11 protein-coding genes and 4 pseudogenes are annotated in these 12,561 nt (G+C 63.8%); 6 read left to right on the plus strand and 9 right to left on the minus strand.

The window, feature by feature from the left end:
• Positions 1-47 precede the first annotated feature (47 nt).
• The 4 genes and pseudogenes from ACUDAL_RS09440 to ACUDAL_RS09455 form a co-directional block, all read right to left on the minus strand.
• Positions 48-2,239 (minus strand): annotated as a pseudogene (locus ACUDAL_RS09440) (OsmC domain/YcaO domain-containing protein).
• Positions 2,240-2,371: 132 nt separating this feature from the next.
• A pseudogene (locus ACUDAL_RS09445) lies at positions 2,372-3,078 on the minus strand (SDR family oxidoreductase).
• The gene (locus tag ACUDAL_RS09450) at positions 2,981-3,679 is read right to left on the minus strand and encodes a GNAT family N-acetyltransferase (protein ID WP_444677966.1); all 699 of its coding nucleotides are present in this window, start codon (positions 3,677-3,679) and stop codon (positions 2,981-2,983) included. The pseudogene ACUDAL_RS09445 and the gene ACUDAL_RS09450 overlap by 98 nt, the downstream one beginning before the upstream one ends.
• A gap of 30 nt (positions 3,680-3,709) precedes the next feature.
• Complete coding sequence (locus ACUDAL_RS09455; RefSeq protein ID WP_444677967.1) at positions 3,710-4,093, minus strand: nuclear transport factor 2 family protein; 384 nt, start codon at positions 4,091-4,093, stop codon at positions 3,710-3,712.
• Between the two features lie 231 nt (positions 4,094-4,324).
• Here ACUDAL_RS09455 and ACUDAL_RS09460 point away from each other — a divergent pair, with 231 nt between their 5' ends.
• Complete coding sequence (locus tag ACUDAL_RS09460; protein ID WP_444677968.1) at positions 4,325-4,750, plus strand: DCC1-like thiol-disulfide oxidoreductase family protein; 426 nt, start codon at positions 4,325-4,327, stop codon at positions 4,748-4,750.
• 32 nt (positions 4,751-4,782) lie between these two features.
• Here the strand turns inward: ACUDAL_RS09460 and ACUDAL_RS09465 are convergent.
• A pseudogene (locus ACUDAL_RS09465) lies at positions 4,783-5,240 on the minus strand (GFA family protein); the annotation flags it as partial.
• Positions 5,241-5,378: 138 nt separating this feature from the next.
• On the opposite strand from ACUDAL_RS09465, the gene ACUDAL_RS09470 reads away from it, so the two are divergent.
• Positions 5,379-6,065 carry a type 1 glutamine amidotransferase domain-containing protein gene (locus ACUDAL_RS09470; protein WP_444677969.1) on the plus strand — a complete coding sequence of 229 codons (687 nt, stop codon included), beginning with the start codon at positions 5,379-5,381 and terminating at the stop codon, positions 6,063-6,065.
• 56 nt (positions 6,066-6,121) lie between these two features.
• On the opposite strand, the gene ACUDAL_RS09475 is transcribed toward ACUDAL_RS09470, so the two are convergent.
• Positions 6,122-6,286 carry a hypothetical protein gene (locus tag ACUDAL_RS09475; protein ID WP_444679446.1) on the minus strand — a complete coding sequence of 55 codons (165 nt, stop codon included), beginning with the start codon at positions 6,284-6,286 and terminating at the stop codon, positions 6,122-6,124.
• On the opposite strand from ACUDAL_RS09475, the pseudogene ACUDAL_RS09480 reads away from it, so the two are divergent.
• Positions 6,216-6,784: pseudogene (locus ACUDAL_RS09480) on the plus strand (LysE family translocator). The gene ACUDAL_RS09475 and the pseudogene ACUDAL_RS09480 overlap by 71 nt on opposite strands.
• A gap of 23 nt (positions 6,785-6,807) precedes the next feature.
• Here the strand turns inward: ACUDAL_RS09480 and ACUDAL_RS09485 are convergent.
• Positions 6,808-7,641 carry a helix-turn-helix domain-containing protein gene (locus tag ACUDAL_RS09485; RefSeq protein ID WP_444677970.1) on the minus strand — a complete coding sequence of 278 codons (834 nt, stop codon included), beginning with the start codon at positions 7,639-7,641 and terminating at the stop codon, positions 6,808-6,810.
• Positions 7,642-7,847: 206 nt separating this feature from the next.
• Between ACUDAL_RS09485 and ACUDAL_RS09490 the strand changes: the two genes are divergently transcribed.
• Positions 7,848-9,377: a diguanylate cyclase gene (locus ACUDAL_RS09490; RefSeq protein ID WP_444677971.1), complete on the plus strand. Its 1,530-nt coding sequence runs from the start codon at positions 7,848-7,850 to the stop codon at positions 9,375-9,377.
• A 27-nt stretch (positions 9,378-9,404) separates the two neighbouring features.
• On the opposite strand, the gene ACUDAL_RS09495 is transcribed toward ACUDAL_RS09490, so the two are convergent.
• Complete coding sequence (locus tag ACUDAL_RS09495; RefSeq protein WP_444677972.1) at positions 9,405-9,932, minus strand: cytochrome P450; 528 nt, start codon at positions 9,930-9,932, stop codon at positions 9,405-9,407.
• Entirely contained in the window at positions 9,860-10,750 is an 891-nt protein-coding gene (locus ACUDAL_RS09500) for a cytochrome P450 (protein WP_444677973.1), read from the minus strand. The genes ACUDAL_RS09495 and ACUDAL_RS09500 overlap by 73 nt, the downstream gene beginning before the upstream one ends.
• A gap of 205 nt (positions 10,751-10,955) precedes the next feature.
• Between ACUDAL_RS09500 and ACUDAL_RS09505 the strand changes: the two genes are divergently transcribed.
• Complete coding sequence (locus ACUDAL_RS09505) at positions 10,956-11,861, plus strand: cation diffusion facilitator family transporter (protein ID WP_444677974.1); 906 nt, start codon at positions 10,956-10,958, stop codon at positions 11,859-11,861.
• Between the two features lie 290 nt (positions 11,862-12,151).
• Entirely contained in the window at positions 12,152-12,559 is a 408-nt protein-coding gene (locus ACUDAL_RS09510; RefSeq protein ID WP_444677975.1) for an exopolysaccharide biosynthesis protein, read from the plus strand.
• The last annotated feature ends 2 nt before the right edge of the window (positions 12,560-12,561 follow it).

Raw genomic sequence — 12,561 nt, forward strand, 5'->3', positions numbered from 1 at the left:
CCGGCCCGGGGCGTTTGTGTGCTTCGCCGTTGCAGCTGTTGGCTGGCTTACAGGGCCACGCCTGCGCGCCTGGCGCGGTGGGCGTGCAGCTTCTTGTAGCTCTCGATCAGGCGCTGGTGCTTCTCCAGGCCTTCGAGCTGCATGTTGGTGGGCGTGAGGCCATGGAAGCGCACCTCGCCAGTCACCGAGCCGACCACCGCGGCCATGGTGGTCTCGCCGAACATGCGGGTGAGGTTGTGCCGGTAGTCGTCGAGCTCCAGCTCGTCGTCGAGCACGATCTCCAGCACCGCGGCCATGGCCTGGTAGAACAGCCCGCGCTCCACGGTGTTGTCGTTGTACTGCTGGAACATCTCGACCCGCTCCAGCGCCTCCTCGTGCTGGCCAAGAGCGAGGTTGATCAGCAGCTTCAGCTCGAGGATGGTGAGCTGTCCCCACACGGTGTTCTCGTCGAACTCGATACCGATCAGGGTGATGATGTCCATGTGCTCGTCGAGCTGGCTCTCCTCCAGGCGCTCAAGCAGCCGGGCGAGCTGCTCGTCGCTCAGGGCGTGGAGGTTGAGGATGTCCTCGCGGTAGTCCAGCGCCATGTTGGTGTTGTCCCAGACCAGGTCCTCCACCGGGTACACCTCGGAGTAGCCCGGCACCAGAATGCGGCACACCGGGGCGCCCAGGTCCTCGTGCACGGCCATGTAGGCCTCGAGCCCCAGCGCTTCCAGAATGCCGAACAGCGTGGCCGCTTCCTCCTCGTTCGTGCCGGAGAAGTCCCAGTCGGCGAATTCGAACTCGCTCCTGGCACTGAAGAAGCGCCAGGAGACCAGCCCCGATGAATCGATGAAGTGCTCGACGAAGTTGTTCGGCTCGGAGACGGCCTGGGAGTTGAACGTCGGCGGCAGGAAGTCGTTCAGGCCCTCGAAGCTGCGGCCCTGCAGCAGCTCGGTGAGGCTGCGCTCCAGCGCCACCTCGAAGCTGGGGTGGGCGCCGAAGGAGGCGAATACGCCGCCGGTGCGCGGGTTCATCAGGGTCACACACATGACCGGGAACTGGCCGCCCAGCGAGGCATCCTTGACCAATACCGGGTAGCCCTGTGCCTCCAGCGCCTGGATGCCTTCGACAATGCCCGGGTAGCGCTCGAGCACTGCCATGGGCACGTCGGGCAGCGCCAGCTCCTGCTCGAGGATCTCGCGCTTCACCGCCCGCTCGAAGATCTCGGAGAGACACTGCACCTGCGCTTCCGGCAGCGTGTTGCCGGCGCTCATGCCGTTGCTGAGGTAGAGGTTCTCGATCAGGTTGGAGGGAAGTAGACCGTCTCGCCGTCCGACTGGCGCACGAAGGGCAAGGCGACGATGCCCCGCTCACGCTTGCCGGAGTTGGTGTCGATCAGGTGCGAGCCGCGCAGCTCGCCCTCCGGGTCGTAGATCTCGCGGGTATAGTCGTCGAGGATGCCCTCGGGCAGCGCGTCGTTGGGCCCTGGCTTGAACCACTCCTCGTCGGGATAGTGGACGAAGGCGCTATTGGCTATCTCTTCGCCGAAGAACTGGTCGTTGTAGAAGAAGTTGCAGCTCAGGCGCTCGATGAACTCGCCCAGCGCCGAGCACAGCGCGCTCTCCTTGGTGGCGCCCTTGCCGTTGGTGAAGCACATCGGCGAGGCGGCATCACGAATATGCAGCGACCACACGTGGGGCACGATGTTGCGCCAGGAGGCGATCTCGATCTTCATGCCCAGCTCCGCCAGCATGCCGGACATGTTGGCGATGGTCTGCTCCAGCGGCAGGTCCTTGCCCTCGATCCAGGTGTAGGCGTCCTCGTCGGGCTGCACCATCAGCAGCGCCTGGGCGTCCTCGTCGAGGTTCTCCACCGTCTCGATCTGGAACTCGGGGCCGGTCTGCACCACCTTCTTGACGGTGCAGCGGTCGATGGAGCGCAGGATGCCTTCACGATCCTTCTCGGAGATGTCTTCCGGCAGCTCGACCTGGATCTTGAAGATCTGGTTGTAGCGGTTCTCCGGGTCGACGATGTTGTTCTGCGAGAGGCGGATGTTCTCGGTGGGGATGTTGCGCGCCAGGCAGTAGACCCGCACGAAGTAGGCCGCACACAAGGCGGAAGACGCCAGGAAGTAGTCGAACGGGCTTGGCGCCGAGCCGTCGCCCTTGTAGCGAATGGGCTGGTCGGTGATGACGGTGAAATCGTCAAACTTGGCTTCAAGCCTGAGATTTTCGAGAAAATTGACTTTGATTTCCATGACGGGCTACCGATGGGGAAGTGTTGCTGGCGCAGGCCGAGGCGCGCAGTCTATCACACCGCCCGGGGCCTTTCGGTAACCGGCTATGCCTGAGGCGCCCATCCACGGCGGTGACATAAAGTGCGACCCGTACTATCTTCCGCCGGTTACGTCCAACTGCGTGCCGGTAGAGTACGAGGCTTCATCGGAGAGCAGCCAGAGGATGGCGCGGGCCACCTCTTCCGGCTGGCCGCCGCGCTGCATGGGCACGCCCGCTTTTACCCGCTCGACCCTGTCGGGCTCGCCGCCGCTGGCATGGATCTCGGTGAAGATCACCCCGGGGCGTACGGCGTTGACCCGAATGCCCTCGCCCGCGACCTCCTTGGCCAGGCCGATGGTGAAGCTGTCGATAGCGCCCTTGGCAGCGGCGTAATCGACGTATTCATCCGGCGCGCCGAGCCGCGAGGCGATGGAGGAGACGTTGACGATCGCCCCACCCTGCCCGCCATGCCGGGTCGACATGCGCCGTATGGCCTCGCGGGCGCAGAGAAGCTGCCAATCACGTTGGTGGTGAGTACCCGGTTCAGGCGCGCGGCGTCCATCTCCGCCACTCGCATCTGCCTTTCCAGGATACCGGCGTTGTTGACCAGCGCCGTGACCGGGCCGAGCTTTTCGTCGACTTCGGCGAACAAGCGTTCCACGTCGGCCTCGTGGCCGACATCGCCCGCCACGGCTATCGCCTCGCCGCCCGCTTGGGCAATTTCATCGACCACGGCCAGTGCTGCCGCCTCGTTGTGGCGATAGTTGATGCACACGGCGTAGCCTCTGGCCGCGGCCAGGCGGGCGGTGGCCGCGCCAATGCCCCGGCTGCCGCCGGTAACCACCAGGACCTTTTTCAATGTGCTTCCTCCCGCACGGGCCAATTCGAAGGGGCTTATTGCTCTCCTCCGGTCCCACTGTAAGAAACGCCTCATGAAAGGTAACGCTACCCTGCGGAACACGATCGCCGAAGGGCAAGGCGAAGAAATACTCCTCTGGCACTCCCTCGTAGACGAGCCCAGGCACATGACGGAACCCGAACTTGACGTAATACTCAGGGTGGCCGACGAGACAGCAGCCATGGGCGCCTATGGCTTGCAGCCGAGCCAAGCCCTCTTCGATCAGCGCCTTGCCGATACCCTGCCGCTGGTATTCCGGCAGTACGGAAACCGGCCCCAAGCCATACCAGCCCGTGGTGTCGTCCGAGATGCTTATCGGCGAGAAAGCGATATGGCCCACCACCCGACCTTCCCTCTCCGCCACCAACGATACTGCCAAGGCGCCAGCGGCGCGTAATTCGGCGACGATGAACGGCTCGGTATAGCTGCTGTGTTCCATTTCTCGAAAAGCCGCGACAGTTAGGTCGTGTATGGCATCGATATCGGCAGCTGTTTCTTCACGTATGGCGATGTTTGCTTCCATTTAGGTGCCCCATGGCGGCCGATGGCCAATTTAGCTACGGTCGACGATTCTGACGATCCGCTCTCCGCCGAACGTAAACTCGGTGGCGCCATTCAGTTCGAGCAGGCTGCCCGCCTTCGGCCCGCCGGGAATGTCCTGTGCCAGGCGGCCGCGGTAATCGATCTCGGCCGTGGCGCCGTCCTGGTTGAAGACCAGAGAAGTCACACGCTGAAAGCGCTCGGTGAAGAGCCCCTTGGCCCGCTGTGCGAGCAGGCGGAACTCTTCGAGGCCGCTGGCCGAGGCGGTCAGCTCCTCGCCCGAATAGTTCTCGAACTCGACGTCCGGTGCCAGGACGGCCAGCATCCCTTCGATGTCGAAGTCGTTATAGGCAGCGATATACTGCTCGATCAGCTCGCGTTGCTTCGATTCGTCCATGAAAGCTCTCCTGACAGGTCCTGGCGGGGAAAATGCTCAGTTCAGGTACTGATTGCGTTAGTGAAGGTTAGCCGGTTGCCGAACGGGTCGGCCAGCGTCATGTCCTGGCTGCCCCAAGGCATTGCCTCTATGTTCGGCTTGGCGGCCGACAATGAAGGATGCCTGGGCATTGGCCGCCCTGACCTCCATGCTGGTGCAACCCACCTCGCCACTGAAGTAAGGAATCGCCAGATGCCGCCTGCGGAAGATTCGAACGTGCCGGCAGCCTCGAACCGTCGCCTGCACCTGGTGTACGACGGCAAGTGCCCGATGTGCCGGCGTTACGTACGCTGGCAGCGCATCCGCCGTGACGTGGGCGAACTTGAACTGATCGATGCCCGGCAGGACAGTGAGGCGCGCCGCGAACTGACCGCCATGGGCGTCGACCTGGACGAAGGCTTTGCCCTGCAGATTGGGGAACGCTGGTATCACGGCAGCGAGGCCCTGCACCGCCTCACGCTGCTCGGAACCCGCAGCGGCCTGTTCAATCGCCTGATGTATCGGCTGTTTGCCAGTCCCGAGCGCACGGCTCGGCTCTATCCCCTGTTCCGAGCCTGCCGCGCCGGCCTGCTCAAGGTGCTGGGAAGGGGCGCCATCGACAACCTGGGGCGAAAGTAAGCCTGGCTGGCGGAACGCTCAAGGCATTTCCAGCCCCTGCGCTGATGCCACTCGGCGAGGCTCTCCTCGGGGTAGCCGGCGAAACACTGGTCGCCCTCCTTCGCCTCGACCTCCACCCAGGCGGCCTTGCTGTCCAGCAGCAGGTGAACCCGCTCCGGCGGCACCGGCAGCTCGGTGTCGATGGCCGACGCAAACGGATGCACAAGCTCGGGCCAACTGGGATCGTAAACCCATAGCGCCGAGGCGCAATGTTTGCAGAAGTGGCGCTCGCCGCTGCTCTTCTGGCCGTCGATCACGGCATGGTATACGCCCTGGTGCTCCGCTCCTCGACCTGCAGCGTCTCGGTGCGGCCGCTCAGATTGATGGCGTAGCCGCCACCCCCGGCCGTCTTGCGGCAGATCGAGCAGTAGCAGCGCTGATACGGGTATGGATGCGGCGACTCGACGCGGAAACGAACCGCACCACAGTGGCAAGACCCTTCGAGCAACATGGTTCTCCTCCTTGGCGGCAAGCCGAGACCGGTTCAGCACGGGACTGGGCCGTACCTCGGCAGACACGCTACGCTCCTGTATAGCCTTTCAACCAACATGGACCCGATGGTCCACCGGTAGCAAGAGAGGAGCGCAGCATGAGCCCACGCATTCTGATGGTCCTGACCTCCCACGACCGCCTCGGCGACACCGGCGAGCCCACCGGCTTCTGGCTGGAGGAGCTGGCGGCACCGTACTACGTTTGCCTGGACGCCGGCGCCGAGGTGGTGCTGGCCTCGCCCAAGGGCGGCAAGCCACCGTTGGACCCGAAGAGCGACGCCGAGGAGAGCCAGACCGACGCGACCCGCCGCTTTCAGCAGGACGACAAGGCCCAGCAGGCGCTGGCCAATACGCACAAGCTGGGCGAGGTCAGCGCCGACGATTTTGACGCCGTCTTCTACCCCGGCGGCCACGGTCCGCTGTGGGACCTGGTCGACGATGCGGATTCGATCCGCCTGATCGAGACCTTCTGGGCGCAGCAAAAACCGGTCGCCGCCGTATGCCACGCGCCCATCGTGCTGATTCATGCCCGCGACACCGAGGGCAATCCGATCCTCCACGGCCGTGAGGTCACCGGCTTCACCAACGAAGAAGAAGAGGCCGTTGGCCTTACCGAGGTGGTGCCGCATCTGGTGGAAAACGCTCTCAAGGAGGGTGGCGCCCTCTATTCCAAAGCCGAAGTCTTCGCCCCTTACACCCGCCAGGACGGCAAGCTGATCACCGGGCAGAACCCGCCCTCATCGGAGCCCACCGCCAAGCTGCTGCTGGAGGCGCTGGGCAAATAGGCGCCTGGCCACGCTACCGGCCAGCCTCGGCCGGTAGCGATCCTCTCGCTTGCACGTCAATTTCCTTCAATACCGCACCACGCCGCCACCGGCGAGACTAGGCCATTGCCACCCAGGAGGATGACGATGAGCCTTGCCATGATTTTGCCAATGTCGGCGTTTGCCCTTGCGGCTTCGATCTCGCCCGGGCCGGTGAACCTGGTATGCCTGAGCAGCGGCACCCGTTACCCCTTCCCCAGGGGCTGGTGTTCGTCACTGGCGCCACGCTGGGCTTCATTGCGCTGTTCATAGCCGTGGGGCTGGGACTCTATTCGGCACTGGCCCTGGTGCCGGGCCTCGACCAGGCGCTGCGCTGGGCCGGCGTGGCGTTCCTGCTCACCCTGAGCTGGCGGCTGTTTCGCGACGATGGCCGCCTGCCCGACAACGAAGCCCAGCAGGCGCCGGGGTTCATGACGGGAGTCTTGATGCAGTGGCTCAACCCCAAGGCGTGGCTGGCCTCGGCATCGGGCATCGGCGCCTACACCAGTGGCAGCGACCTGAATCAGGTGTTGCTGTTCGCCGCCCTCTATCTGCCGATCTGCTGGCTGTCGCTGGGCAGTTGGGTCTATGCCGGCGCCTTCCTGCGCCGCTACGTGCATCGCCCGGCGGTGTTGGTGACGGTCAATCGAACGCTGGCGCTGCTGCTGGCCGCCAGCTGCCTCTATCTGTTGCTCGGGTGAGAGCTTATAGCTCGGGTGAGAGCCTATTGTTCGAGTGAGGGTTGGCGATACTGCTGCGGCGTGGCGGCCACCATCCGCTTGAAGGTGCGCTGAAAGTGCGGCTGGTCGGCAAAACCCGCGTTCAGCGCCGCTTCGGCAATCGGCGTGCCGTTCTTCAGCTCGTGCTGGCCGAGCTGGACGCGCCGATTGACCAGATAGGCATGCGGTGTGAACCCGAAATGGCGCTTGAAGGCCCGGATCAAGTGGCCGGCACTGTAGCCGCTGCGCTCGCACAGCTCGTCCAGGGATATTTCCTCGCTGGCGTGCTCATCCAAATAGGCCGCCAATGCCGTGAGCGTGGCCGGCGCCCGGGCTAACGGCCGTGCCGGCTGGCCGGCCAACTCGTGCATCAGCGCCGACAGGTACTCCACCACTTCGGTTTGCTTGTCGAGCAGGCTACGCGTGGGGTCCAGCAGGCAGGCCGCCATGCGGCAGTACCCCTGGTACCACTTCTCTTCCTCGATCACCGCGGTGGCGATGTCCTGCCAGTAGGGTGCCTCCAGCAGCCCCGCCTGGCAGCGCAGCGCGGTCAGCCACTCGGTATCCACGTAAAGCATGAGATAGCCCCAGGGCCGATCCTCGAGGGCACTGCAGGCGTGCAGCCAGCCGGGATTCATCGTCACCAGGGTGCCGGCGCTGACGTGATGACGCTCGTTCCGGTAGCGAAAGGTGCTCTCTCCCGCCGTGATCGCCCCCAGCGACCATTGGGCATGACTGTGCGGCGCATAGCAGACCTTGCGTCCATCCTCTACCTTGCGCAGCTCCACATGGGGCATGCGCGTATCGCGCCAGAACAGTGGCTTATCAGGGAGCGTCATGGTGAGTTTCCTTACCGGCGACTCGACACAGTCTAGCGCCTTGCGAGGCTCGATGCGCCACGAGTACGCCTCATGCGAACAATCCTATTGATGAGTACTGTCTACTGCTTCACTAATGCTAGGCTAGCGGAAATACCCTCGAGACGCCCAGGGCCCAAAATGCTAGTGCCGCCTCATTCGTTTAGCTTTCAATTCAGAGTGAGCTCTTGCTGACGTCCACGGCCCTCTCTCACAAGCTGCAGGGTGCCAGGCGTCCTCATCGGCTTGCCCGGGCAACGCTACCGCCGCGTGCCTTTGCCTTTCTCCATACCTTTGGCCTTACGGTATGGATAGCGGTGGTGGAAAACAGGGGGTGGTCGCTGATTCTCCCCGGGCTGCTTCTGCTTCTTTGGCCGGCAGTCGCCTACCTGCATGCGGTCAAGGCTCAGGACTCGAAGCGAGCCGAGTTCAAGAACCTGCTGTTCGATAGCCTGCTGTTCGGCCTGTGGTGCAGCGTGTTGGACTTTTATGTGCTTGCTACCGTGGCCATCGCCCTTGCCTGCGTCATGAACAACATGGTCGTGGGTGGCCTACGGCGGGTGCTGGCCTCTATTGGCCTGTTCGCTGGCGGCGCCTTGGGATGGGGCGCGTTGACCGGCTTTGCATTTCGGCCTTACGTCAGCACCGGGGTGGACATTTACCAGGGGGCAGGCGCAACGGTCTACTTTCTGGCCATTGCCTTTGTGATGTACGGGCAAAATCGCCAGATCGGCCGCAGTATGCGAGAAATCAAGTTTCAGAATCGGGTCTTTCACGCCCTGCTCGATCTCGGCGAGGTGGCCAACCTTGCCAGCAACACGCAAACGCTGCTGGACGACTCCTTGAAGCATCTGCGGGCCAATTTCCCGGAGTATGGCTTTGCCGTCTTCCTGCAGGAACGACAGCGTCCGGAAGTGACACGCTACGCGGCCGTTGCCGGCTTGCACCTCGGCCCGGAAGATGAACGCCGCCTCGGTGGCCTGCTGGCTCAGCTGCAAGAGCGGCAGGAGAGCAGCATCAATCTGCGCGCAGGCACGCAAGGCGAGCCGCTATACGCTACGCCGATGGCAGGCCGCCTCAGCCGGTACGAGGGCTGGTTGATCGTGCGCGCCTCTACTCTGGACGGCGCTCTGGAGCGCACGCTGCCCCTGTTCGTCGATCAACTGGCGGCGGCTACCGAGAACAAGCTGCTGAGTCTTGCACTGAAGCAGACGGCCGAGCGCGACGGCTTGACCGGTCTCTATAACCGGGGCTTCTTCGAGTCGGCGCTTATTTCAAGCGTTCAAGGCAAGAGCCAGCCGCCCGGGCTGGATTTCGCCGTGCTGATGATGGATGTCGACGGGCTCAAGAAGGTCAACGACCAGTATGGCCACGTGGCAGGCGACCAGCTCATCAGCTGTGTCGCCGAGCGCCTGCAGGCGCACTGTCGCGCAGAGGACATTCTGGCACGCTACGGCGGCGACGAATTCGTCGTGCTGTTTCCTTCCTCGGAGCTGGCCGCCGCCAATCGCTTGGCCGAGCGGATCAGAACGCATCTGGAAGGCCAGTGCTGCACCATTACCACCGCCAGTGGCGAGCAGCTGTCGCTGGAGCTCCGTTTGAGCCTTGGCAGTGCCAGCTCCACGGAAACACCCGCCCAAGAGGTACTCTCTCTCGCCGACGAGCGGATGTACGAAGACAAGGCCCGTCGGCGCGCGCAGCGAACCGCCCATAGCTGACGCCATGCGCGATGGCGACGCGAGAACTCATTGCGTCCTGACCTGGAACTCCAAGTCGTAGTTGTTGAGCAGCGGCGGCATCGGCTTGCTGCTGAGAAGACGCGTCGGTGGGTTCAGCTGGAACTCTCGGCCATGCAGTAGCTTCGCCAGCATATGGCTGGTCACCGTCAGCACCACGCGGCGACCGGGGCAGATGGCGGTACCGCCGCTGAAAGGGATGAACGGCCAATCACGCGCGGCTTCCGGCTCGAGCCAAAGATCGGGGTTGAAGCGATCGGCTTCATCCAGGTGGCGATCGTCGCGGTGGAAGTACGGTGCCAACATGAGAATCGAGGTCTCTGCCGGCATGGTCCCGTTTTCCCACTCGGTAACCTCGGTAGTCTGGCGCAGCACCAGGGGCGTGGTGGGCCATAACCGCAGCGACTCGAGTAGGCAGGCGCGCAAGAAGACGAGTTCGGGGGCGGGTTTACCGGCATTCTCGACTATTTCGGCCTGGGCCCGCTCGGCCTGGTTGGGGTGAGCGGCAAGCAGCGCCAGGGCGCGGAAGGTCGCCATGCCCGCCGGGTCGAAGGCGAACAGATACTGAGGCACCTGATGTTCGGGCTGGGTGGTGTCGTTGGTCGAAACGCCAGCGATCTCCCCGCCAGACTGCCCGCTTCCCCGCGCCTCAGGTAGGTGCGGATTCGCTCGAGAAAGTCGTCCTTCACCCTATCGTGTCCCGGGTGGAGGAAGGCCCAGTTGGCCGCACTGCGCAGCTTCTCCAGCATCTCCGTCAGGGCATGGTCGTCGCGAGCGGTATCGCCCAGCACCACGCGTCGCACCACGCGATTCCAGCTCGCCTCGAACATGTCCCAGTCGAGCTTGCCATCCTGGCCTCCGACCTGAGTGAGCAGCTCATTGGCCTCTTGCTCGACCACCTGAACGAAACGAGCCCCCAGGCCGTGTACCGGACACTCGCTCTGCAGCACCTCTTCATTGAAGCGCCGCCGCTCAGCACGTTCAGGGCCGTGAGAAACCAATGCCATATCGGGCTCGAAGTGCTCCAGCGCTTTGCGCTTGGCCCATTCGGCCGTGGCAAACGGCTCGGGGGTTTCGTTGAGCACCCGATTGGCATGGTCGGGGTCGAGGATCAACGCCATCGGCTTGCCCTCGGGCGTGCTCAACATCAGCGGGCCCGAACCGTACTTTTCGTTCAGCTTTTGCAGACGGCTAATGGCCCGCGCATCGAGGCCGAGTTTTTCCGCCGCCCCCACTACCTTGGGGCGACGGATGATGACGCCCTTGGCGATGTTGGGCACAAAGACGTCGCCCATTACCGCAAGCGTTTCGCCTACCGTGGCTTTCGGCAAGGTGCCGTACGAGTCCTTCGTCATGTCACTCTCCTTTTGCTTGCCAGGCTTCCCTAACGGCAAGTCTAGTAGCGAGCGCCCATGAATCTACCGCTGGGCTCATCATCAGCCACAACGCTACAATTTCTTACCGAACGACCTGGCCCTACGCGCCCGCAGAGGGGCTTGCCTCTCCCGCACGCTTGCCATCTTCGCTAGGATGAAGGGTTTTGGTTTCGGGGAACCTGATATGCAAGCCTCTCTCGAGCAACGTGCGCTTAAAGTCTCCATTGTCGTCACCCTGGTGGTCTCGAGCCTGGGGGTGACCTTCGGCCTGCTGGCCGGCTCGCAGTCGATCCTGTTCGATGGGGTGTTCTCTACCATCGACGCCGCCATGTCGGCGCTGTCGCTAGTAGTGGCCCGCCTGGCGATACGCGAGGCCAGCCAGCGCTTTCAGCACGGCTACTGGCACCTGGAGCCGCTGGTGGCGGCGCTCAACGGCAGCATCCTGATGTTGCTGTGCTTCTATGCCTTCCTCAACGCCCTGCTGGGGCTGATGGAAGGCGGTCAGGCGCTAGCCTTCGACGTGGCCATCAGCTATGCCGTGGTGGTGGCCACGCTGTGCTACGTCATGGTGTTCTACCAGCGTCGGCTCAACCGACGGGCGCAATCCGAGTTCGTCCGCATCGACATGCAGGGCTGGCTGATGTCGGCGCTCATCACCACCTCCCTGCTGGTCGCCTTCAGCATCGGATTGCTGCTGCAGGGCACCGAGTGGGAGCCGCTGACGCGCTATATCGATTCGCTGCTGCTGGTGGTGCTCACGGTCTGCTTCATGCCGGTGCCGATCGGCATCGTGCGGCGTGCCCTGCGCGAGATCCTGCTGATCGCTCCCGACAACATCGACCGCGAGGTGCATGCCGCCATGGCGCCGGTAATGCAGCGCGAGGGGCTGCTGCACTACCACAGCCATGTGGCCAAGGCCGGGCGTGGCCACTATATCGAGATCCATATCGTCACCACGCCCGAGTTTGCCGCCGAGCGCGGTATCGCCGTGCTCGACGAGATCCGCGAGCAGATCGCCGCCCAGCTGAGCCCACCGCCCGAGCGACGCTGGTTCACGGTGGCCTTTACCGCCGACCCGCGCTGGGCCTAGCCGCGCTAGGGGCTATGCTGGGAGGACATTCGATTCCAGAACGCGCAAGCAGCGCCCCGACGAGGAGAGCATGGAAGATCGCAAGGAAGGGAGCGAGCACGAGCCCAAGGAGCGGAAGGAACCACACAATCTGATCGAGCTGTTGGACACCATCGAGGCGATCGAAACGCCGTCCGGCAAGCTGCGCTTCGACGCTGTGCTGGAAGCCACCGGACGGCGCTCCTTCGGCCCCCTGCTGCTGCTGGCCGGGCTGGTCACGCTGGCGCCGGTGATCAGCGGTATCCCCGGCGATGCCCTCGCTGATGGGCTTCTTCACCTTTCTGGTGTGCGGACAGCTGCTGATCGGCCGGCGCACCTTCTGGCTGCCAGCCTGGCTGCGCAACCGGGAGCTGTCGAGCAAGAAGGTGCACAAGGGGCTCGGTTGGATGCGCAAGCCCTCGCGCCTGATCGACCGCCTGATCCAGCACCGCATCTCCTTCATGACCGGCACGCGAGGCATGCAGATGACCGCCCTCGCGTGCTTCGTGCTCTCGCTGGCCATGCCGCCCATGGAACTGGTGCCACTGACAGTCAACATCGCTGGCGTGGCGCTGACCCTGTTCGGCCTGGCGATCATGGCCAGCGACGGCCTGCTGTCGATCCTCGCCTTCCTCGTCACCGGCGCCAGCCTGTTCACCATGTTCTATTTCCTGCTGTAAGG

Origin of the sequence: Halomonas sp. E19 (assembly GCF_052439355.1) — a bacterium.
Taxonomy (GTDB): domain Bacteria; phylum Pseudomonadota; class Gammaproteobacteria; order Pseudomonadales; family Halomonadaceae; genus Halomonas.

What these genes read in the sequence shown, in the direction of transcription:
- ACUDAL_RS09470 (WP_444677969.1), top strand. Translation starts at nt 5,379, where the DNA reads ATGAGCCCACGCATTCTGATGGTCCTGACCTCCCACGACCGCCTCGGC.
- ACUDAL_RS09455 (WP_444677967.1), bottom strand. Translation starts at nt 4,093, where the DNA reads ATGGACGAATCGAAGCAACGCGAGCTGATCGAGCAGTATATCGCTGCC.
- ACUDAL_RS09450 (WP_444677966.1), bottom strand. Translation starts at nt 3,679, where the DNA reads ATGGAAGCAAACATCGCCATACGTGAAGAAACAGCTGCCGATATCGAT.
- ACUDAL_RS09460 (WP_444677968.1), top strand. Translation starts at nt 4,325, where the DNA reads ATGCCGCCTGCGGAAGATTCGAACGTGCCGGCAGCCTCGAACCGTCGC.
- ACUDAL_RS09495 (WP_444677972.1), bottom strand. Translation starts at nt 9,932, where the DNA reads ATGGCGACCTTCCGCGCCCTGGCGCTGCTTGCCGCTCACCCCAACCAG.
- ACUDAL_RS09510 (WP_444677975.1), top strand. Translation starts at nt 12,152, where the DNA reads ATGCCCTCGCTGATGGGCTTCTTCACCTTTCTGGTGTGCGGACAGCTG.
- ACUDAL_RS09485 (WP_444677970.1), bottom strand. Translation starts at nt 7,641, where the DNA reads ATGACGCTCCCTGATAAGCCACTGTTCTGGCGCGATACGCGCATGCCC.
- ACUDAL_RS09500 (WP_444677973.1), bottom strand. Translation starts at nt 10,750, where the DNA reads ATGACGAAGGACTCGTACGGCACCTTGCCGAAAGCCACGGTAGGCGAA.
- ACUDAL_RS09505 (WP_444677974.1), top strand. Translation starts at nt 10,956, where the DNA reads ATGCAAGCCTCTCTCGAGCAACGTGCGCTTAAAGTCTCCATTGTCGTC.